Genomic DNA, 21,623 nt, shown 5'->3' on the forward strand with positions numbered 1-21,623 from the left:
AGGGGAGCAAATCCGTTCCCATCGCGGTCAGTTATGGTGCTGAATAGAAAGCGCGGGGTAACACGACGGCGCGCGACCGGTACAGCGGGAGGGGCGCGCGCTGCAGGCCACAGAGAGGGGTTACTACGTGCCTGCTTTCTCACATACGTCGGTTCCGGCGGCTGTGGCGCTTCCGGTGATCGAGAGTCGGTTTCCTCGCCGACTGCACCCGTATTGGCCGAAGCTCCAAGGAAGGACCCGGTCCTGGCTCCTGGAAATGGAGCTGATGCCGCCCGACAAGGTGGCGAAATATGCCGACGGCTTGTGCTATTCGGACCTCGTCGCCGGCTACTACCTCGGCGCCCCCGATGAACTGCTCGCGACGATCAGCGACTACAGCGCGTGGTTCTTCGCCTGGGACGACCGGCACGACCGCGACGTGATCCACGGTCGCGCGGAAGGCTGGGGCCGGCTCGTCGCCCAGTTACACGCGGCGACCGAGGCGCCCGAGCTCCATCTCGACCATGGGGATCCGCTGGTCGCGGGGTTCGCCGACTGCCTCCAGCGGTTCTACGGCTCGCTGAGCCACACCTGGAACGTGCGGTTCGCCCGCCATTTCCACCCGGTGATCGACGCGTACGACGAGGAGTTCAGGAACCGGACGACGGGCACCGTGCCCGGCGTCGACGCGTACATAGAGTTGCGCCGGCAGACCTTCGCGCACTGGATTTGGATAGACCTGCTCGAGGCGACGGCGCAGTACGAACTCCCGGCGTGGGTACGGAAAACGCCGGCGTTCATGCGCGCGGCACTTTCCGTCCAGGATTTCTCCGCCTGGTACAACGACCTGTGTTCGCTCCCCAAGGAACTCGCGGGAAACGAATTCCACAACCTCGGGATAAGCCTCATCGAGCACGAGGGGCTTTCCGTCCCCGAAGCCGCCGCGGAAGTGCGGCGCCGAGTCCTCGTATGCGTCGACGATTTCCTTGAGGCGGAAATCGAGGTCGGGAACATCGCGGACGGCGTCGCGACGCTCGGAGAAAAAGGAAAAGACCTCTCCGTGGCCATGAGGTCATGTCTGGAGAACATGCGGAACTGGTTCAGTTCCGTCTACTGGTTCCACCACGAATCGGGCCGCTATCAGGTCGACGACTGGGAGGACCGCAGCAACCCGCCGTACGTCAGCGACGAGCCGGTCGGTGCCGACGGCGTGTCCGGCGCGGGCCGCATCCCGAGGCAGGCTCCCCACCGGATCCCGGACCGGACCCCCGACCGGATCCCCGAACAGGCAGGTGAGTGCGCATGACCGTGGAATCCACGCTGCCGGCCCCGGCGCCCGGCCAGGCGGGAGCGTCGCTCCCGCCGCTCGCACCCGGCGGTGCGCCGCTGCTCGGCCACGCCCCGCAGATGCTCCGTGACCCGCTGGCCTTCCTGACCCGGCTGCGGGACGGCGGCGACGTGGTCCGGCTGCGGCTCGGCCCCAAGACGGTCTTCGCGGCCTGCGACCCCGTCCTGGTCGAGAAGCTCCTCAAGAGCCCGGACTTCATCGTCGGCGGCGCGTTGTGGGACGCCCTCGAGGTGCTCCTCGGCGAGGGCGTGGCGAGCAGCAACGGGCAGAAGCACCGGCGCCAGCGCCGTGCCATCCAGCCCGCGTTCCGGGCCGATCGGATCGCCGACTACGCCTCGTTGATGGCAGAGGAGGCGCAGGCCGCGGCCGACCGCTGGCAGGACGGGCAGACCGTCGACATCAACGCCGAGATGTTCCGCCTGTCGGCCCGGATCACGGCCCGCGCCATGCTGCACATCGACGCGGAGGACGACCGCTCGGACCGCCTCGGCGAGACGATGGGCACGGTCTTCGTCGGCATGTACCGGCGGATGATCCTGTCCTTCGGACCGCTGTACCGGCTGCCCCTGCCGGCCAATCGGCGTTTCGAGCGCGCGATGGCCGAATTGCACCGCATGGTCGACGAGATCATCGTCGAGCGAAGGGCTCAGGCGGCCGAGGGAATCGACACCGGAGACCTTCTCGCGGCATTGCTCGACGCGCACGACGACGACGGTGAAGCGGTCACCGACCAAGAGATCCACGATCAGGTTTTGGCCCTCCTGTTGGCCGGCGGCGAGAATGTCTCCAAGACGCTGGCTTGGACGCTCGGACTCCTCGCCGAACACCCGGACCATGAAAGCCGGTTGTACGAAGAGGTTGAATCGGTGACGGGTGGCGTCAGGCAGGTGGCTTTCGGCGACCTCGGGAAACTCGCATATATGCGGAATCTCCTTGCCGAGTCGATGCGCATTCGCCCCAGCGTGTGGATATTCACGCGCATATCGGCGGTCGATACGACGCTCGGTGGGTATCGCATTCCGGCCGGGACGGACATCGTCTACAGCCCGTACGCGATGCAGCACGACCCGCGCTCGTTCGACGACGTGAACGTCTTTGACCCCGACCGATGGCTGCCGGAGCGCGTCACGGACGTCGCGAAGGTGGCACACCAGCCGTTCGGCACAGGCAACCGCAAGTGCCCCGGCGATCACTTCAGTATGGTCGGACTCGGCCTCATCCTGGGCACCTTGGTGTCGCGGTGGCGATTCGAGACGGTCCCCGAGACGGAGTCGACGGCGAAGCTGGGCATCACCATCGGCCCCAAGAACGGGAACCTGCGGGTGTGGGCCCGTGGCTGACCGCCGGTGACCGGAGCCTAGGAGGCGAGCTTCACCCGGAAGGTCCTGCGGAAGGCGTTGGGGGTCGTCCCCAACGCCTTCATGAACTGATGGCGCATCGCCGCCGCGTTGCCGAACCCGGCGCGCGCGGCGATCGCGTCCACCGTCTCGTCCGTGCCCTCCAGCAACTCCTGGGCGAACAGGACGCGTTGGCGCAGCAGCCAGCGGTACGGCGTCGTGCCGGTCTCCTGCTGGAAGCGCCGCGCGAACGTGCGCGGCGACATGTGCGCCCGCGCCGCCAGCTCCTCCACGGTCACCGGATCTCCCAGATGCCGCTCCATCCACGCCAGCACCCCGCCCACCGTGTCGCAGCGCGTCGCCGGCAGCGGGCGCTCCACGTACTGGGCCTGGCCGCCGTCGCGGTGCGGCGGGACGACCATGCGGCGGGCGATCGTGTTGGCCACCTCGGAGCCGTGCTCCTTGCGGACGATGTGGAGGCAGGCGTCGATGCCCGCGGCCGTGCCGGCGGAGGTGATGACCGGGCCCTCGTCGACGTACAGCACATCGGGGTCGACGCGGGTGCGCGGGAAGCGGACGGCGAGCTCGCGCGCGTACCGCCAGTGGACCGCGCACCGGCGGCCGTCGAGCAGTCCGGCCTCGCCGAGGACGAACACCCCCGCGCAGAGGCTGAGCACGCGCGCGCCCCGGTCGACCGCCTGCCGCAGCGCGTCGAGCAGTTCCGGCGGGTACTGGCCGAACCGCCGCCCCTCCGAGGGGATCGTGATGAGGTCGGCCTCCGCGAGCCGTTCGAGGCCGTGCGGGGTGGAGACCGTCATGCCGGGCACGTGCGTGGTGAGTGAGGGCCCCTCGGTGGAGACGGCCGCGAAGTCGTACACGGGCAGCCCGGCGTCGCTGCGGTCGAGGCCGAACACCTCGCACACGACGCCGAGTTCAAAGGGATGCACGCCGTCCAGCAGCACGGCGGCCACGTTTTTCAGCATGCCTGACAGTGTGCCGCAGAAGTGGCAGTAATTCGAGGGTTGCTGACGGTCCTGCCACTGCCGCGCGGTCGCCGCCGGGCGGAGAGTGGAGGACATGAACACAGCGATGAACTACTTCGCAGTCCTCTTCGTCTTCCTCCTCCTGGCCGCCCCGTCCCTGTACGGCATGGCCCACGACCGCCGCATCGACCGTCAACTCCGTGCCGCCGCCGCGCGCCACTCCCGCTACGAGCGTGCGGCCTGACCCGGCCGCCGCCCGAAGGCCAGCAGGTGCGAGCTCGCGACGAGCAGCTCCGGATGCTCCTCGGCCATCCGGGCCGCCGCCAGAGCCGACGTGAACAGGTCGGATTCCCTCTGTACTTGGCGGCCCGTGGCGGTCTCCGCAGCCTTCAGGAGAGCGTCACCGGGCCCCTCCACCCCGTACAGCCGGGTGCCGATGACCCCGGCGTCCCGCACCTCCGCCGCCAGGTCCTCGGCGCGATGGACCGTGCACCCGGCGCCGGCCGCCTCCCGCACGTGCCGTTCCACGGGGTCGACGAGATGGACGCGGTACCCGTCCTCGACCAGCCAGCGCGCGTGCACGCCCGGGCCGCCGCCCACGTCGAGTACGGGAGCCGGGGCGGTGCGCGGCGCATCTCAATTAGTGCCGCCCACCGCCCCGTTGGAACCGAACCCGTCAGGGGGCCTGCCCCGTCATACGGGTGGACCCGTCAGAAGTCCTCGTCGAAGCCGACCGAGCCCTCGACCGCGACCTGGTACGCCGAAGGGCGCCGCTCGAAGAAGTTGGTCAGTTCCTGGACGCCCTGGAGCTCCATGAACGAGAACGGGTTCTCCGAGCCGTAGATCGGCGCGAAGCCGAGGCGCTGCAGGCGCTGGTCGGCGACGCACTCCAGGTACTGCCGCATCGAGTCGGTGTTCATGCCCGGCAGACCCTCGCCGCACAGGTCACGGCTGAACTGCAGCTCGGCCTCGACGGCTTCCTTGAGCATGTCGGTGACCTGCTGCTGCAACTCGTCGTCGAAGAGCTCCGGCTCCTCCTTGCGGACCGTGTCCACCACGTCGAAGGCGAAGCTCATGTGCATCGTCTCGTCGCGGAAGACCCAGTTGGTGCCGGTGGCGAGGCCGTGCAGCAGGCCGCGCGAGCGGAACCAGTAGACGTAGGCGAAGGCGCCGTAGAAGAAGAGGCCCTCGATGCACGCCGCGAAGCAGATCAGGTTGAGGAGGAAGCGGCGGCGGTCCGACTTGGTCGCCAGACGGTCGAGGCCCTCGACGGAATCCATCCAACGGAAACAGAACTCGGCCTTCTCGCGGATGGAGGGGATGTTCTCCACCGCCGCGAACGCCTCGACCCGGTCGTCCGGGTCGGGCAGATAGGTGTCGAGCAGCGTCAGATAGAACTGGACGTGCACGGCCTCCTCGAAGAGCTGACGGCTCAAGTACAGCCGCGCCTCTGGGGAGTTGATGTGCTTGTAGAGCGTGAGGACCAGGTTGTTCGCGACGATCGAGTCGCCCGTCGCGAAGAATGCGACCAGTCGGGCGATCATGTGCTGCTCACCCGGTGACAGCTTCGCGAGGTCGGCGACGTCCGAGTGGAGGTCGACCTCCTCCACCGTCCACGTGTTCTTGATGGCGTCGCGGTAGCGCTCGTAGAAGTCCGGATAGCGCATCGGCCGGAGCGTCAGCTCGAAGCCGGGGTCGAGCAGGTTCTTCTCGCCGGTCGTCGTCGTGTGCTTGTCGGCGGCGGTGGTCACTGGCATGCCTCGCAGGACTCGGGGTTTTCAAGGGAGCAGGCGACGGCCTCGGGGTCGGGCGTCGCGGTCTGTGCGGGGACGGTGCTGTTGCCCGCCGCCCGCGCGATGCGCGTCGCCGGGCGCGAGCGCAGGTAGTACGTCGTCTTCAGGCCCGACTTCCAGGCGTACGCGTACATCGAGGAGAGCTTGCCGATGGTCGGCGTCTCCATGAAGAGGTTCAGGGACTGGGCCTGGTCGAGGAACGGGGTCCGCGCCGCCGCCATGTCGATGAGGCCGCGCTGCGGGATCTCCCACGCCGTGCGGTAGAGGGCGCGGATCTCCTCCGGGACCCAGGTGAAGCCCTGCACCGAGCCGCTGGACTCGCGCAGCGCCTCGCGGGTCTTGGCGTCCCAGACGCCGAGCGCCTTCAGCTCGTCGATGAGGTACGAGTTGATCTGGAGGAACTCGCCCGACAGGGTCTCCCGCTTGAAGAGGTTGGATACCTGCGGCTCGATGCACTCGTAGACGCCGGCGATCGAGGCGATGGTGGCCGTGGGCGCGATGGCGAGGAGGAGGGAGTTGCGCATGCCGACCGACGCGATGCGTTCCCGCAGCGCCGCCCAGCGCTCCGGCCACGTCAGCTCCACGCCGTAGTGGTCGGGGTGCAGCACGCCGCGCGCCGTACGGGTCTTCTCCCAGGCGGGAAGGGGACCGTTGCGCTCGGCCAGGTCGGCCGACGCCTCGTACGCCGCGAGCATGATGCGCTCGGAGATGCGGGTGGACAGGGCGCGGGCCTCCGCCGAGTCGAACGGCATGCGCAGCTTGAAGAAGACGTCCTGGAGGCCCATCGCGCCCAGGCCCACCGGGCGCCAGCGGGAGTTGGAGCGGCCCGCCTGGTCGGTCGGGTAGAAGTTGATGTCGACGACGCGGTCGAGGAAGGTGACGGCCGTGCGGACCGTCTCGTCGAGCCGCTCCCAGTCGATGCCACCGTCCACGACGAAGGACCCGAGGTTCACCGACCCCAGGTTGCAGACGGCCGTCTCCCCGTCGTCCGTCACCTCCAGGATCTCCGTGCAGAGATTCGAGGAGTGGACCGTGTGGCCGGGCTCCGCCGTCTGGTTGGCGGTGCGGTTGGCGGCGTCCTTGAAGGTCAGCCAGCCGTTGCCGGTCTGCGCGAGGGTGCGCATCATGCGGCCGTACAGATCGCGGGCCGGGATGGTCCGCTGGGCCTTCCCGTCGGCCTCGGCCTTGCGGTACGCGGCGTCGAACTCCTCGCCCCACAGGTCGACGAGCTCGGGCACGTCGGCCGGCGAGAACAGCGACCACGGCTGGTCCGTGTTCACCCGGCGCATGAACTCGTCCGGGATCCAGTGCGCGAGGTTCAGGTTGTGGGTGCGGCGCGCGTCCTCACCAGTGTTGTCGCGCAGCTCGAGGAACTCCTCGATGTCGGAGTGCCAGGTCTCCAGGTAGACCGCGGCGGCGCCTTTGCGGCGGCCTCCCTGGTTCACGGCGGCGACCGAGGCGTCCAGCGTCTTCAGGAACGGGACGATGCCGTTGGAGTGCCCGTTCGTGCCGCGGATCAGCGAACCGCGGCTGCGGATGCGGGAGTACGAGAGACCGATGCCACCCGCGTGCTTCGAGAGGCGGGCGACCTGGTGGTACCGGTCGTAGATCGAGTCGAGCTCGTCGAGCGGGGAGTCGAGCAGGTAGCAGCTCGACATCTGGGGGTGGCGGGTGCCGGAGTTGAAGAGCGTGGGGGAGGAGGGCAGGTAGTCGAGGCGGCTCATCAGGCCGTACAGGGCGGCCACTTCGTCCAGCGCGCGGACGCTGTCGTCCTCGGCGAGTCCGCAGGCCACGCGCAGCATGAAGTGCTGCGGGGTCTCGATGACGTGCCGGGTGATCGGGTGCCGCAGCAGGTAGCGGCTGTGCAGCGTGCGCAGGCCGAAGTAGCCGAAGCGGTCGTCGCCCGCGACGTCGATCAGCGCGTCGAGGCGCGCCGCGTGCACCCGTACGAACTCGGCCGTGCGGTCCGCGATCAGGCCCTCGCGGTGGCCGACCTCGACCGACCCGGTGAAGGACGTGACGCCCTGCGAGGCGGCCTCCGCGGCGATGGAGCGGGTGAGCAGTCGGGCGGCGAGCCGGGAGTAGGCGGGGTCCTCGGAGATCAGACCGGCCGCGGCCTCGGTGGCGAGATCGCGCAGCTCGGCCTCATCGGCCCGCGCCGAACGGCCGCGCAGCGCGGCGGCCGCGATCCGGCCGGGATCGGCGTCGGGGAGGTCGGCGGTCAGCTCGGTCAGGGTGCGCAGCAGTGCGGCACCCGGGCCGTCCTGGGGGGTGGCTGAGACCGGTTCGGCGGGCGCGATGGTCACGTGGAGGCTCTCCCTCGCTCGGCTCGAGGCCTGCGGGGAGGAGGTGGCAGCGCGGGCGCGCGAAGGCGGGCCCTCGTCCACCGGCCCTTTCCGCGAGGCCCGGACGTCGTCGACGCCCGGGCCGGTCGGCTCGGGCGTACCGTCGACAGGTCATCGGACTCACGCGGGCGTTTTTGTACGCCTACGTACACCGTTGCGGGACAGTTCCGGATTCGCACCGGATTCCCCTGTGGTGACAGCGAGAGCGAGCATACATGTTGTGTTGGGCTTTCGCTTCAGCCCCATATGTTGTGTCGGCGTTGCGCCAGGGTGCCCATGCCTTCAGCCCGCCGAAGCCCCTGCCGACAGCCTCAACTCGTACGCCCGCAGCATCACTTCCGGGATCGGGGCCCAGTCGCGGTCCGGGATCCGGGTGAAGCCGAGGCGCTCGTAGAGGCGGTGCGAGGCGGTCGCGAGCGGCTGGGTGCACAGCACCACCGCCGACTTGCCGGCCGTGCGGGCCCGGTCGATCACGGCCCGTACGAGCGCCTCGCCGACGCCCTTCCCGCGCGCCTCGACGGCGACGGCCAGCATCCGGAACTCGGCCTCCGAGGGGCGCGCCAGCTCCGCGTACGGGTGGTCGTGCGAGGAGACGTAGGTGACGCTGCCGAGGACCCGGCCGTCCGGGTCCTCGGCGACGAGCACCTCGGCCTGCCGGGCGCGTTTCTCGACGTCGCGCAGTTCGGCGGCGTACCAGTCGTCCTCGCCGAACGCGAGGAGGCCACTGCCCAGGTAGGCGCGGGCACTCAACTCGCCGAGGGCGGCGTACTCATCGGGGCGCACAGTTCTGATCACGACGCCATGGTTACGCGACCGTATGCCGTGGTCGCAACGCTTTCCGGAAAATGTGTCGGGCCCCTCCGTGTGGAGGGGCCCGACACATTCGTGCAAGCGGTGCCTAGTGACCGGCGCCCGCGCCGACCGTGGGCAGTTCGGTCTGGACCCCCTTGTCGCCCGCGTCGGCCGTGTAGTCCTCGCGGGACGTCTCGTCGACGCCGTCCGGGGCGTTGAACGCCTTCAGGACGAAGGTTCCGACCACGGTCACGACGACGTTCAGGACGAACGCCGTGAGGCCGATGTAGCCGATCTCGCCGATGCCGGGGATCTCCGCCGACGAGCCGCCGAAGTGCGCCTGCGTCGGCGACGCGACGCCGTACGCGGCGAGCGTGCCGTACAGCATGCCGACCGCCCAGCCCGCGAGCAGCGCCCACCGGTGGAACCAGCGCGTGAACAGGCCGCCGACCAGGGCCGGCATCGTCTGGAGGATCCAGATGCCGCCGAGCAGCTGGAAGTTGATCGCGACGGTCTTGTCCATGGTGAGGACGAAGGCCAGGGCGCCCACCTTCACGAGCAGCGAGACCAGCTTGGAGACCTTGGTCTCCTGCTCGGGCGTCGCGTCCGGCTTGATGAAGTCCTTGTAGATGTTGCGCGTGAACAGGTTCGCCGCGGCGATGGACATGATGGCCGCGGGGACCAGCGCGCCGATGCCGATGGCGGCGAACGCGACGCCCGTGAACCAGTCGGGGAACATGTCCTCGAACAGCTGCGGAATCGCCAACTGCCCGTTCTGCACCTTGATCCCGGCCGCGATCGCCATGAACCCGAGCAGCCCGAGCAGGCCCAGCATCAGCGAGTACAGCGGCAGGATCGTGGTGTTGCGGCGGATCACGTTGCGGCTCTTGGAGGACAGGGTCGCCGTGATCGAGTGCGGGTACATGAACAGCGCCAGGGCGGAACCGAGCGCGAGCGTCGCGTACGTCCACGTACCGCCGGATCCCGGTGCGAGCCCGGCGACCGGTTTGCCGGCGGCTTCGTTGGCCGCGTCGAACTTGTCGTTCGCCGCCGAGAAGATGTGCTCGAACCCGCCGAGCTTGATCGGGATGTAGATGATGGCGACCGCGATCACGAGGTAGATCAGGCCGTCCTTGACGAACGCGATCAGCGCGGGCGCCCGCAGGCCCGAGGAGTACGTGTACGCGGCGAGCACGCCGAAGGCGAGCAGCAGTGGCAGGTCCTTGACGAACCAGTTGGTGTTCTCGCCGCCGCCGACGCCCATCACGTCAAGGACCGCCTGGATGCCCACCAGTTGGAGCGCGATGTACGGCATCGTGGCGAGGATGCCGGTGATCGCGACCGCGAGCGAGAGGCCCTTCGAGCCGAAGCGGCCGCGCACGAAGTCGGACGTGGTCACGTACCCGTGCTTGTGCGAGACCGACCACAGGCGCGGCAGGAAGGTGAAGATCAGCGGGTACACCAGGATCGTGTACGGCACCGCGAAGAAGCCGGAGGCGCCGGCCGCGTAGATCGCCGCGGGGACGGCGACGAAGGTGTACGCCGTGTAGAGGTCGCCGCCCAGCAGGAACCAGGTGACCCAGGTGCCGAACGAGCGGCCGCCCAGGCCCCATTCGTCGAGCGATGCTTCGTTCTCGGCCTTCCGCCAGCGCGCGGCGAGGAAGCCCATGACCGTGACGGCCACGAAGAAGATGATGAAGACGGTGAGCGCGACACCGTTGACGCCGCCGTTCACGCCTGGCCTCCAGCCGACTGAGCAGACTTACGGGCACGCTGATCGCGCTGCCACAGCTTGTACGCGGTCATCGTGAGCGCGGTCGAGATGAGCACCCAGAGCATCTGGTACCAGTAGAAGAACGGGACGCCGATGAGCGTCGGTTCGATCTTGGCGTAGGAGCTGACCCAGAGCATCGCGACGAACGGTGCGACCAGACACAGTGCAATGATCACGCGCACCGGCGTGACCACCGGTTGTTTCACTTCAGGCGCATCGGACATTCGCGGTTCCGTTCCCCTCGCTCATCAGAGATCCCACTTATCTCATGTTTAACGCCCGGGAAATCTAAGCGAGAGTCTTGATCTATGGAACCCCTGTCCGGATAACGGACCCGTTCACAGACCGCCTCAGCAGCAGCGGAACCCCTGCCGGGGATCCGATTCCTGGCGGTCCGTCCGCATGCGCTCGAAGTCGCGCCGGGACGGAACGGACGCACCCGGGTGGGTCTCCCCGAGGTGCGTCACGTACCGGTCGTACGCGCTCTCGTCCGTCAACTCACGGACGAACCACCGCACATACCTAGCCACCCGTAGAACTGCCGACGCCGGCATCGCGCGCCTCCGCCTTCTCCTCCTGTGTCGGGACGAGCCCGGCCGGTGCCACCAGCGTGGACTCGACGTACGGCGCCTCGCTCAGCCTGGACGACTGCGGGTTCCGTACGTGCTTCACGCATACCCGCAGCGCGTCGAGGACCACCACGATGATGAGGAGGGCGAGCGCGGCCGAAAGGACGCCGTCCACCGTGGAGTTGGTGACCACGGTGTGCATGTCGTCCATGGTCTTGGCGGGCGGCAGGATCTTGCCGGCGTCGATGGCGTCCTGGTAGTTCGAGCGCTGCTGGAAGAAGCCGACGCGCGGGTCGGACGAGAACACCTTCTGCCAGCTGGCGGTCAGCGTCACGACGGTGTCCCAGACCAGCGGGATCCCGGTGATCCAGGCCCACTTGAGCCGCCCCGACTTCACGAGCAGCGTCGTGCAGACGGCGAGGGCGACGGCGGCGAGCAGCTGGTTGGAGATGCCGAAGATCGGGAAGAGCTGGTTGATCCCGCCGAGCGGCTCGTGCACGCCGACCCACAGGAAGTAGCCCCACAGGCCGACGACGACGGCGCTGGTGAGCAGGAGCCCCGGCTTCCAGCTGATGTTCTTGAACGGCTTGTAGACGTTGCCGAGCATGTCCTGGAGCATGAAGCGGCCCACGCGCGTGCCCGCGTCGAGCGCGGTCAGGATGAACAGCGCCTCGAACATGATCGCGAAGTGGTACCAGAAGGCGCGCAGTCCGCCCCCGGTCACCTGCGAGAAGATCTCCGAGACGCCGACGGCGAGCGTCGGCGCACCGCCCGTACGGGACAGCAGGCTCGCCTCCTCGACGTTCTTCGCGGCCTGCGCGAGTTCCGCCGGCGAGATCGAGTACCCGAAGCCCGCGACGGCCTGCGACGCGGACTGAACGCTGTCGCCGATGACTCCGGCGGGCGCGTTCATCGCGAAGTAGAGCCCGGGGTCGATGATGCTCGCGGCGACGAGCGCCATCACGGCCACGGCCGACTCCATCAGCATGGAGCCGTAGCCGATCATCCGGACCTGCGTCTCCTTCTGGATCATCTTCGGCGTCGTGCCGGAGGAGATCAGCGCGTGGAAGCCGGAGAGCGCGCCGCACGCGATGGTGATGAAGACGAAGGGGAAGAGCGAGCCCGCGAAGACCGGGCCGTCGCCGCGCGAGGCGAACTCGGTGACCGGGTCCATCTTCAGCGTCGGCAGCGCGACTACGACGCCGATGGCGAGCAGCGCGATGGTGCCGAGCTTCATGAACGTCGACAGATAGTCGCGCGGCGCGAGCAGCATCCACACCGGCAGGACCGAGGCGACGAACCCGTAGATCACCATCCAGATCACGAGCGTCGAGGGCGCGAGCGTGAAGGTGCCGGCCCACGAGGACTCGGCGACCCAGCGGCCTGCGATGAGCGCGATCAGCAGCAGCGCGACCCCGATGAGCGACACCTCGGACACCCGTCCGGGGCGCAGCACCCGCAGATAGAAGCCCATGAGCAGCGCGATCGGGATCGTCATCGCGATGGAGAAGGTGCCCCACGGAGACTCGGCGAGCGCGTTCACCACGACCAGGGCGAGCACCCCGAGCAGGATGATCATGATGGCGAAGGCGGCGACCAGGGCGGCGGCCCCGCCGACCAGGCCGATCTCCTCGCGCGCCATCTGTCCGAGCGAACGCCCGTCGCGCCGCGTCGAGAAGAACAGCACGACCATGTCCTGGACGGCGCCCGCGAAGATCACGCCGACGATGATCCAGATGGTGCCCGGCAGATACCCCATCTGCGCCGCGAGCACGGGCCCGACCAGCGGTCCCGCCCCCGCGATGGCCGCGAAGTGGTGTCCGAGGAGCACGCGCCGGTCGGTGGGGTGGAAGTCCATGCCGTTGCCCAGCCGCTCGGCGGGCGTGGCCCGCTTCCCGTCGACCTTCAGCACCTTGTGCGCGATGAACTTCGCGTAGAAGCGGTAGGCGATGGCGTACGTCCCGAGGGCGGCGGCCACCATCCACGCGGCGGAGACCTCCTCGCCGCGGGCGAGCGCGAGTACGGACCAGCCGGCCGCGCCCACGAGGGCGACGACGGTCCACAGGATCACGGTTCTAGGAGAAGCGGTACGCACTGGTGGGTCCTCCCCGTCCATGCGACGACGGGAGGACCGTAAGCCAGAAATGTGATCTGCGCTACACCGCGTGCGGGAAAGCGTCTACTCCGTTATCCGGGGCGGGAGTTGGGGCTCTTGCGGGGGTCAGTCGACGGGTCGCTTGAGGCGTGCGACGAACTTGTACCGGTCCCCGCGGTACACCGAGCGCACCCACTCCACCGGCTGTCCCGAGCCGTCGATCGAGTGGCGGGAGAGCATCAGCATCGGCAGGCCCACGTCCGTGCCGAGCAGGCCCGCCTCGCGCGGCGTCGCGAGCGAGGTCTCGATGGTCTCCTCGGCCTCGGCGAGGTGCACGTCGTAGACCTCGGCGAGCGCCGTGTAGAGGGACGTGTACTTGGCGAGGCTGCGGCGCAGCGCGGGGAAGCGCTTCGCCGACAGGTGCGTGGTCTCGATCGCCATCGGCTCGCCGCTCGCGAGGCGCAGCCGCTCGATGCGCAGGACGCGGCCGCCGCCGGCGATGTCGAGGAGCTGCGCGAGGGTTTCGTCGGCGGTGACGTAGCCGATGTCGAGCAGCTGCGAGGTCGGCTCCAGGCCCTGGGCCCGCATGTCCTCGGTGTACGAGGTGAGTTGGAGCGCCTGGGAGACCTTGGGCTTGGCGACGAAGGTGCCCTTGCCCTGGATCCGTTCGAGGCGGCCCTCGACGACGAGCTCCTGGAGCGCCTGGCGGACGGTGGTGCGGGAGGTGTCGAACTCGGAGGCGAGCGTGCGCTCGGGCGGGACGGGGGTGCCGGGCGGCAGCGTCTCCGTCATGTCGAGCAGGTGCTTCTTGAGGCGGTAGTACTTGGGCACGCGTGCGGTGCGGACGGGCGCCCCGCCCTCGTTCTCCGCACTGCTGACGTCGGTGCTCATGCTCCGCCTTCCCGGCTCCGGTGCCCACGCGACTCCGTGACCCCTCCTTATACCGCCCGGTGGCCGTCTGGTCTAGTCCACCCGCCGGGGTGCCCGAAGGTGGTCAACGCCCTTGCCCTGCTTGGCGGATGCGGCCCGGGTGTCGTTCCGATAACGGACGCGGGGACCTCTCGCGGCCACTCTTGACAGCCCTATTGGTCTGGGCCAAGCTCCCCGTACTGGTCTACACCATTAAAGATCAGGTCCCAGTCCCATCAGTCGGATCCGCGTACGCAGACGTGTGCTTGCCGTATGTCATCGCTGTGGGTGGGGGGTTGCAGGCATCCCTGAGGAGGGTGACATGAAGCGCAAGCTCATAGCGGCCGTCGGCGTCGCGGCCATGATGTCCGCGGTCGCTGCGTGTGGGGGCGACGGCGGCAGCAATGCCGGCAAGGACCCGAAGGACCGCACCGGAGACGTCACGGTCTGGCTGATGGTCGACGCGCAGAGCACCTGGCCAGGCCTGGTCAAGGACGTCAACGCGCAGTTCAAGAAGAAGTACCCGAAGGTCAAGGTCAACGTCTCGTACCAGCAGTGGGCGGACAAGGCCAAGAAGCTCGACACCGCCCTGGGCGGCGACAAGTTCCCGGACGTCGTCGAGCTCGGCAACACCGAGACCATGCAGTACATCCTCAACGGGGCGCTCGCCGAGATCGACCCGAAGAAGTACGACAACAGCGACTCCTGGATCAAGGGCCTCAAGGACACCTGCTCCTTCGAGGGCAAGATGTACTGCGTCCCGTACTACTCCAGTGCGCGCGTCGCCATCTACAACAAGGACCTGCTGAAGTCGGCCACCGGCTCCGACAAACTGCCGACCGACGAGTCCGCGTTCCTCAAGGCGATGGACAAGGAGACGGCGAAGCAGGGCGCGAAGGACAAGCGCTTCTCCTCCCTGTACCTGCCGGGCCGCTACTGGTACGCCGCCATGTCCTACGTCCAGGCGTACGGCGGCAGCATCGCCTCGTACGACGACGGCACCAAGAAGTGGAAGGGCACCCTGTCCGACGCCAAGTCGCAGGAAGGCATCCAGCACTTCATCGACCTGGTGAAGAAGTACAACAAGGGCGACATCACCAAGGACGAGCAGGACCACGCCAATGTGATGGCCAACGAGAAGGCCGGCGTCCTGTACGGCAACGGCTGGGAGGCCGGCTCCGTCGTCGACGGCAAGGCCAACGGCAACCCGAAGCTGAAGGACAAGATCGCCGTCGCCTCCATGCCGGGCCCGAACGGCAAGACCCTGCCGTCCTTCGTCGGCGGCTCCGACCTCGCCGTCACGCAGAAGTCGAAGAACGCGGACCTCGCCGAGGACTGGATCTCGATGTTCACGAGCGAGAAGTCCCAGGAGGTCCTCACCTCCAAGAACGTGTTGCCGAGCAACACCAAGCAGCTGCAGCCGCTGAAGGAGAAGGCGGAGACCGAAGCCGCGGCGAACGCGGTGGAGAGCGCCTGGTTCACGCCGATCGCCCCGGGCTGGACGGCGATCGAGAAGGAGGAGGTCCTGAAGAACATGCTTCTCGACATCCTCAAGGGCAAGTCCGTCGCCACGGCCACCAAGGCGGCCGACGCCAAGATCGACGAGCTGATCAACAAGGAGTCCTGAGCCTTCGGGCTCCGGAGCGAGGGGCGGGGCCGACATCGTTCGGCTCCGCCGTTCCCCCTCCTCTCCTCTTTCGCTGAGAACGAGAAAGGTCAGCCACGTGACTGCCGCCGACACCAAGGCCGCCGGGCCGCCGCCCCGCACGGCGGACGCTCCGGAAGGGGACGTGCTCACCAAGGGCACCAAGGGTCCCCGCGGCACCGGCCGCCCCCCGCGGAAGAAGGGGGCGTCGCTCCCTTACCTCCTGATCCTGCCGGCGATCGTCGCGCTGGCTGCCGTCTATGCGTACCCCCTGGTCAAGACCGTGATCATGTCCTTCCAGGACATGGGGCGCCGCGAGCTGTGGACGGGCGAGAGCCCGCCGTGGGTCGGCTTCGACCAGTTCACCAACATCCTCGGCGACGCGGAGTTCTGGCAGGTCACCGTCCGCACGGTGGTCTTCATGGTGGTCTGTGTCGCGCTCACCATGGCGATCGGCCTGCTGGTCTCCCTGCTGATGATGCGCCTGTCGACCTGGGTGCGGCTCACGCTCACCACGGCCCTGATCGCCGCCTGGTCGATGCCGCTGCTCGTCGCCTCCTCGATCTTCCGCTGGCTCGCCGACTCCGACTACGGCCTGGTCAACACGCTCATCGCCAAGGTCGCCGGCGACGACTTCCTCGGGCACAACTGGTTCCTCGACCCGCTTCAGGGCTTCTCGATCATCGCCGCGCTCGTCATCTGGGGCGCCGTCCCGTTCGTCGTGATCACCCTGTACGCGGCCCTCACCCAGGTCCCCGGAGAGCTCACCGAGGCCGCCCAGCTCGACGGCGCCAGCGCGTTCGGTGTCTTCCGCTTCGTCACCTGGCCGGTCATCAAGCCCGTCTTCACCATGGTCACCACGCTCTCGGTGATCTGGGACTTCAACGTCTTCGGGCAGATCTGGCTGCTGCGCGGCAACAAGCCCGAACCGGACTACGAAACCCTCGGCCTCTACTCCTTTTCCAAGGCGTTCACGTCGACGTCCTTCAGCCAGGGCACCGCGATCGCCCTCATCACCGTTCTGCTGCTCTCCGGGGTGGCCGTGTACTACCTGCGCCAGCTCATGAAGACAGGAGAGGTCGAATGAGCGCCTCCACCGCACCGGTCAAGGAGGGGCTGCGCCCCGACCGCAAGAAGACCAGGCTCGGCTACAACGTTCTCGGGCTCGTCATCGCCGTCGTGATGGCCTTCCCGGTCTACTGGCTCATCGTCTCGGCGCTGCGCCCCAACCACGAGATCCGCTCCTACGACCAGACGCTGTGGCCTTCGTCGATCACCTTCGACAACTTCGCCCGCGCCGTGAAGCAGCCGAACTTCGGCACCGCGATCGAGTCCAGCCTCATCATCTCGATCACGGCCGTCGTCGGTGGCATGGTCATCGCGACCCTCGCGGCCCTCGCCATCGGACGGTTCCGCTTCACCGGCCGGCGCGCGCTCCTCATGGCGATGATCCTGGTCCAGATGCTGCCGCCGACCGCGATGCTCATCCCCATCTACACCCAGCTCAACGCGATGGGCGGCCTCAACGAGTACTGGGGCGTCATCGTCGTCTACCTCGTCTCCACGCTGCCCTTCGCCACGGTGATGATCCGCGGCTTCGTGGTCAACATCCCCGTGGAGCTGGAGGAGTCGGCGATGGTCGACGGCTGTACGCGGATGGGTGCGTTCCGCCGCGTCGTCTTCCCGCTGCTCGCCCCCGGCCTCGCCGCGTCCTCGATCTTCGCCCTCGTCAACGCGTGGAATGAGTACCTGTTCGCGTACATCCTGATGAACGAGGACTCGAAGTACACGCTTAACGTGTGGCTGATGACGTTCACGACCGAACGAGGCACCGACTACGGCGCGTTGATGGCCGCGTCCACGATGATCGCTCTGCCGGTGGTGATCTTCTTCATGTTCATCCAGAAGAAGATGGCCACAGGACTCACATCCGGCGCCGTGAAGGGATAACGCCGCACGATGACGACATTGACACGTGGTACCGACACGCTGACGCGTGACGCCCTGACCGTCCTCCAGCCCGGGTTCACCGGCACGTCCGCGCCCGACTGGCTGCTGCGCCGGCTCGGCGAGGGCCTGGCGTCGGTCGGGCTGTTCGGACGCAATATCGCCACCCCCGAGCAACTGGCCGCCCTCACCGCCCAATTGCGGTCCGAGCGCGGTGACGTCCTGGTCGCCATCGACGAGGAGGGCGGCGACGTCACCCGCCTCGAGGTGCGCACCGGCTCGTCCTTCCCGGGCAACCACGCGCTCGGCGCGGTCGACGACGCGGCGCTGACCCGCGCGGTGGCCGCCGAGCTCGGCCACCGCCTCGCCGAGTGCGGGGTCAACCTCAACTGGGCGCCCTCCGCGGACGTCAACGCCAACCCGGACAACCCGGTGATCGGCGTACGGTCCTTCGGCGCGGACCCCGCGCTCGTGGCCCGGCACACCGCCGCGTACGTCGAGGGCCTGCAAGCCGCGGGCGTCGCCGCCTGTACGAAGCACTTCCCCGGGCACGGGGACACGGCGGTCGACTCGCACCACGACGTGCCGCGCATCGACGTCGACCTGGACGTCCTGCACTCCCGTGACCTCGCGCCGTTCCGGGCGGCGATCGCGGCGGGCTCGCGGGCCGTGATGAGCGCACACATCCTGGTGCCCGCGCTCGACCCCGAGTACCCGGCAACGTTGTCGCGGCGGATCCTCACGGGCCTGCTGCGCGAGGAGTTCGGCTACGAGGGCCTGATCGTCACGGACGGCATGGAGATGAAGGCCATCTCCGGCACGTACGGCATCGAGCGCGGCAGCGTCCTCGCCATCGCCGCGGGCGCCGACGCGATCTGCGTGGGCGGCGGGCTCGCCGACGACGACACGGTGCTGCGGCTGCGTGACGCCCTGGTGGGCGCGGTGCGCTCCGGTGAACTCCCGGAGGAACGCCTCGCGGACGCGGCGGCGCGGGTGCGTGCGTTGTCGAAGTGGGCGACGGCGTCGGCCCGCACCGGGACCTCGGAGGGCAACCCCGAGGTGGGTCTGGCCGCGGCGCGCCGTGCGGTCACGGTGACCCGTGGGGGAGACGGGGCGCCGGTCTCCGGCCCCGTGCACGTGGCCGCCTTCACGCCGGTCGCCAACATCGCGGTCGGCGACGAGACCCCCTGGGGCGTCGCCGCCGAACTCGAACGCCTGCTGCCCGGCACCACGACCGGTTCCTACACCGGCCCCGACACCGGCCACGCCGCCCTTGCCGCCGCGGGGGAGCGGCGAGTGGTGGCGGTGGTCCGCGACGAGCATCGCCACCTGTGGATGTCCGGGGCCCTGGACGACCTGCTGTCCGCCCGCCCGGACACGGTCGTCGTGGAAATGGGCGTCCCCCAGGCCCCACCCCGCGGCGCGCTGCACATCGCTACGCATGGTGCGGCGAGGGTGTGCGGGGTCGCTGCGGCGGAGGCGATCACGGGGGCTTGACGTGCCGCCGCCACCCCGGCCGCCTTGGGCCATCTGCCGCCAACCCCGGCCGCCTTGGGCAATCTGCCGCCTGGGGCGGCAGGGTGGGCAAGGCGGCACCCCGGCGCGGGCAGCGCTTTCGGTAGGCGTCCACCCCGCCTCCCGGGCCCACGCCTCGGGGCTCCGCCCCGGACCCCGCTGCTCAATCGCCGCAGGGGCTTGATTTGCCCACCCGTAGGCAATGGCCCGGCTCCCGCCCATCTCCCACCCACCCGCCCCCTCCGGGGGCGTCGGCCCGACGGGGCGGCACCCCGGCGCGGGCAGCGCCTTCGGTAGGCGTCCACCCCGGCTCCCGGGAACTCCCGGGTACACGCAACGGTGCCGGTCACCCCGAGCGGGGGTGACCGGCACCGTTGCGTGCGGCAGGCCTACAGCCCCTGCCACTCCGGCTTGTTGACGTACGTGTGGCGGAAGTAGTCCGCGAGCTTCAGCTTCGACGCGGCGCCCTCGTCCACCACCACGGTCGCGTGCGGATGCAGCTGGAGCGCGGACGCCGGCACCACGGAGGCGACCGGCCCCTCGACGGTCGCGGCCACCGCATCCGCCTTGCCCTCACCCGTGGCGAGCAGCACCAGGTGCCGCGCCTCCAGGATCGTCCCGATGCCCTGCGTGATCACATGCCGCGGCACCTGGCTCAGGTCCCCGTCGAAGAACCGCGCGTTGTCCGCGATGGTCTGCTCGGTCAGCGTCTTGATCCGGGTCCGCGAGGCGAGCGAGGAACACGGTTCGTTGAACCCGATGTGCCCGTCCGTGCCGATCCCCAGCAACTGCAGATCCACACCCCCGGCCTCGACCAGCGCACTGTCGTACGCCTCGCACGCGGCCTGCACGTCGGCGGCGCTGCCGTCGGGCCCCATGAACGCGGCCTCGCCGAGACCGAGCGGCTCGACGACCTGCCGCAGCACCGTCGCCCGGTACGACTCGGGGTGCCCGGTCGGCAGCCCCACGTACTCGTCGAGCTGGGCGATCCGCGCCTTCGACGCATCGACCGCACCGGCGCGCACCTGGGCCGCCAACGCCTCGTAGATGGGCAGCGGAGTCGAGCCGGTGGCCACACCGAGCAGCGCGTCGGGCTTGCGCCGCAGCAGCTGGGCCATGGCCTCGGCGATGAGCTCGCCACCTGCCTTGGCGTCCGGAACGATCACAACTTCCACGCTGGGCCTGCCGTTCTGGTCAGAGGAGACGGGATGACATGTGGTATAGACCAATCTAACAGAGCGCAACCCCGCCAGTCAGGCCCTTCACCACACCTCTTCGTCCATGCCTTCGTCCATGCTCGACGCTGCGCTGTGGCTCGGCACCTCGAAGCGTCCGGTGGGCGGCGCGGGCCCCCACCGGCCACAGTGGAAGGTGCCGGAGCCGACGCGGCCCGGCCCCGGCCCCCGTCGCCCCACCGGAGGTGCCCGTATGAACGCCACCCCGTCCGACCCGGAGCGCCCCGGTCGGATCATGACGCGGGAGATGCACGAGCAGCCCGACGTGCTCCGGCGTCTCCTCGCCACCGGCGCCCCGCGCATCCAGGACGTGGCCCGCCGGGTCGCCGACCGCGCCCCCCGCTTCGTCCTGCTCACCGCCCGCGGCACCTCCGACCACGCCGCGCTCTACGCCAAGTACCTCCTGGAGATCCGGCTCGGCCTGCCCTGCGGCCTCGCCTCGATGTCCACCACGACGGCCTACGGCGCCCGCCCCGATCTGCGCGACGTACTGGTCATCACGGTCAGCCAGTCCGGCGGCTCACCCGACCTGGTCGCCTCCACGAAGGCCGCCCGCGAGGCCGGCGCGATCACCCTCGCCGTGACCAACAACCCGGACTCCCCGCTGGCCGCCGTCTCCGAGCACCACATCGACATCATGGCGGGACCGGAGAAGGCGCTGCCCGCGACGAAGACGTACACCGCCTCGCTGCTCGCCCTGTACCTCTTCGTGGAGGGCCTGCGCGGCGGCGACGGAGCGGCCGCCGCCGTGCTGCCCGACCACGCCGACCAGGTCCTCGCGCGCCAGGACGAGGTCCGCTCCCTGGCCGCCCGCTACCGCTTCGCCGGCCGCATGGTGATCACCTCCCGCGGTTACGGCTATCCGACCGCCAAGGAAGCGGCCCTCAAGCTGATGGAGACCAGCTACATCCCCGCCCTCGCGTACTCCGGCGCCGATCTGCTGCACGGCCCGCTCGCCATGGTCGACAACATCTCCCCGGTGATCGCCGTGGTCACCGACGGCCGGGGCGGTGACGCCCTGCAACCGGTCCTCGACCGGCTCCGCGGGCGCGGGGCCGATCTGATGGTGGTCGGTCCGCAGGCCCAGGTGGACCGCGCCTCCGCCGGCTTCGTCCTGCCGACCGCCGGGGTGGCCGAGGAGGTGCAGCCGGTGCTCGAAATCCTCCCTCTCCAACTTCTCGCGTACGAGGTGACCATCGCCCGTGGCCAGGACCCCGACGCCCCGCGCGCCCTCGCGAAGGTGACGGAGACGCGATGAGCCGCGAATGAACCGGACGGGCCCGGCACTCGTGCAGGGGTACGGACGTTGAAGTGGACGTGGGGGCGGGTGCGATCGTCGGAGAAACAGACGAGAACA

Annotated in this window: 19 protein-coding genes and 1 riboswitch; of the genes, 8 read left to right on the top strand and 11 right to left on the bottom strand. The window is 69.0% G+C overall.

From position 1 onward, the window contains the following. The first annotated feature begins 127 nt into the window (after nt 1-127). Together OHA73_RS28250 and OHA73_RS28255 are read left to right on the top strand one after the other, a co-directional pair. Nucleotides 128-1,285 (top strand): terpene synthase family protein, encoded by a 1,158-nt coding sequence (locus OHA73_RS28250; RefSeq protein ID WP_443063136.1) that lies wholly within the window; start codon nt 128-130, stop codon nt 1,283-1,285. Then, nucleotides 1,282-2,667 (top strand): cytochrome P450, encoded by a 1,386-nt coding sequence (locus OHA73_RS28255; RefSeq protein WP_266713915.1) that lies wholly within the window; start codon nt 1,282-1,284, stop codon nt 2,665-2,667. Before OHA73_RS28250 ends, OHA73_RS28255 begins: the two co-directional genes overlap by 4 nt. Before the next feature lie 17 nt (nt 2,668-2,684). Here the strand turns inward: OHA73_RS28255 and OHA73_RS28260 are convergent, their stop codons facing one another. Continuing rightward, complete coding sequence (locus OHA73_RS28260) at nt 2,685-3,647, bottom strand: helix-turn-helix domain-containing protein (RefSeq protein ID WP_267069292.1); 963 nt, start codon at nt 3,645-3,647, stop codon at nt 2,685-2,687. Nucleotides 3,648-3,741: 94 nt separating this feature from the next. Between OHA73_RS28260 and OHA73_RS28265 the strand changes: the two genes are divergently transcribed. Further along, a complete protein-coding gene (locus tag OHA73_RS28265; protein WP_267069291.1) occupies nt 3,742-3,891 on the top strand; it encodes a hypothetical protein in 150 nt (49 codons plus the stop codon). On the opposite strand, the gene OHA73_RS28270 is transcribed toward OHA73_RS28265, so the two are convergent. From OHA73_RS28270 to OHA73_RS28310, 9 genes are all read right to left on the bottom strand, one after another. Further along, nucleotides 3,873-4,247, bottom strand: coding sequence for a hypothetical protein (locus OHA73_RS28270; protein WP_327656442.1), 375 nt, complete (start codon nt 4,245-4,247; stop codon nt 3,873-3,875). The two genes, OHA73_RS28265 and OHA73_RS28270, sit on opposite strands and share 19 nt — an antisense overlap. 110 nt (nt 4,248-4,357) lie before the next feature. After that, nucleotides 4,358-5,404 (bottom strand): ribonucleotide-diphosphate reductase subunit beta, encoded by a 1,047-nt coding sequence (locus tag OHA73_RS28275; RefSeq protein WP_266713922.1) that lies wholly within the window; start codon nt 5,402-5,404, stop codon nt 4,358-4,360. Next, entirely contained in the window at nt 5,395-7,746 is a 2,352-nt protein-coding gene (locus OHA73_RS28280) for a ribonucleoside-diphosphate reductase subunit alpha (RefSeq protein ID WP_327656443.1), read from the bottom strand. Before OHA73_RS28280 ends, OHA73_RS28275 begins: the two co-directional genes overlap by 10 nt. Nucleotides 7,747-7,873: 127 nt before the next feature. Next, nucleotides 7,874-8,004, bottom strand: a riboswitch (cobalamin riboswitch). 63 nt (nt 8,005-8,067) lie between these two features. Further along, entirely contained in the window at nt 8,068-8,580 is a 513-nt protein-coding gene (locus OHA73_RS28285; RefSeq protein ID WP_267069288.1) for a GNAT family N-acetyltransferase, read from the bottom strand. A 103-nt stretch (nt 8,581-8,683) separates the two neighbouring features. Further along, nucleotides 8,684-10,312, bottom strand: a complete 1,629-nt coding sequence (gene mctP / locus OHA73_RS28290) for a monocarboxylate uptake permease MctP (protein WP_327656444.1) — start codon at nt 10,310-10,312, stop codon at nt 8,684-8,686. Next, nucleotides 10,309-10,575 carry a DUF3311 domain-containing protein gene (locus OHA73_RS28295; protein WP_266713930.1) on the bottom strand — a complete coding sequence of 89 codons (267 nt, stop codon included), beginning with the start codon at nt 10,573-10,575 and terminating at the stop codon, nt 10,309-10,311. Before OHA73_RS28295 ends, mctP begins: the two co-directional genes overlap by 4 nt. A gap of 126 nt (nt 10,576-10,701) precedes the next feature. After that, nucleotides 10,702-10,905: a YbdD/YjiX family protein gene (locus OHA73_RS28300; protein WP_266713932.1), complete on the bottom strand. Its 204-nt coding sequence runs from the start codon at nt 10,903-10,905 to the stop codon at nt 10,702-10,704. Next, nucleotides 10,874-13,015 carry a carbon starvation CstA family protein gene (locus tag OHA73_RS28305; protein ID WP_327656445.1) on the bottom strand — a complete coding sequence of 714 codons (2,142 nt, stop codon included), beginning with the start codon at nt 13,013-13,015 and terminating at the stop codon, nt 10,874-10,876. The genes OHA73_RS28300 and OHA73_RS28305 overlap by 32 nt, the downstream gene beginning before the upstream one ends. Nucleotides 13,016-13,141: 126 nt before the next feature. Further along, complete coding sequence (locus OHA73_RS28310) at nt 13,142-13,906, bottom strand: GntR family transcriptional regulator (RefSeq protein WP_327656446.1); 765 nt, start codon at nt 13,904-13,906, stop codon at nt 13,142-13,144. 340 nt (nt 13,907-14,246) lie between these two features. On the opposite strand from OHA73_RS28310, the gene OHA73_RS28315 reads away from it, so the two are divergent. The 4 genes from OHA73_RS28315 to OHA73_RS28330 all read left to right on the top strand — a co-directional run bounded on the left by OHA73_RS28315 (nt 14,247) and on the right by OHA73_RS28330 (nt 19,013). Continuing rightward, a complete protein-coding gene (locus tag OHA73_RS28315; RefSeq protein WP_266713938.1) occupies nt 14,247-15,551 on the top strand; it encodes an extracellular solute-binding protein in 1,305 nt (434 codons plus the stop codon). A 97-nt stretch (nt 15,552-15,648) separates the two neighbouring features. Next, entirely contained in the window at nt 15,649-16,656 is a 1,008-nt protein-coding gene (locus tag OHA73_RS28320; protein ID WP_266713940.1) for a carbohydrate ABC transporter permease, read from the top strand. Then, the gene (locus tag OHA73_RS28325; protein WP_266713942.1) at nt 16,653-17,519 is read left to right on the top strand and encodes a carbohydrate ABC transporter permease; all 867 of its coding nucleotides are present in this window, start codon (nt 16,653-16,655) and stop codon (nt 17,517-17,519) included. Before OHA73_RS28320 ends, OHA73_RS28325 begins: the two co-directional genes overlap by 4 nt. Nucleotides 17,520-17,528: 9 nt before the next feature. Further along, nucleotides 17,529-19,013, top strand: a complete 1,485-nt coding sequence (locus OHA73_RS28330) for a glycoside hydrolase family 3 protein (protein ID WP_327656447.1) — start codon at nt 17,529-17,531, stop codon at nt 19,011-19,013. Nucleotides 19,014-19,420: 407 nt separating this feature from the next. On the opposite strand, the gene nagB is transcribed toward OHA73_RS28330, so the two are convergent. Further along, nucleotides 19,421-20,206 (bottom strand): glucosamine-6-phosphate deaminase, encoded by a 786-nt coding sequence (gene nagB / locus OHA73_RS28335; protein ID WP_266713946.1) that lies wholly within the window; start codon nt 20,204-20,206, stop codon nt 19,421-19,423. 253 nt (nt 20,207-20,459) lie between these two features. On the opposite strand from nagB, the gene OHA73_RS28340 reads away from it, so the two are divergent. Continuing rightward, nucleotides 20,460-21,524: an SIS domain-containing protein gene (locus OHA73_RS28340; protein WP_327656448.1), complete on the top strand. Its 1,065-nt coding sequence runs from the start codon at nt 20,460-20,462 to the stop codon at nt 21,522-21,524. Nucleotides 21,525-21,623: the final 99 nt, after the last annotated feature.

This window comes from Streptomyces sp. NBC_00483 (assembly GCF_036013745.1).
Taxonomy (GTDB): domain Bacteria; phylum Actinomycetota; class Actinomycetes; order Streptomycetales; family Streptomycetaceae; genus Streptomyces.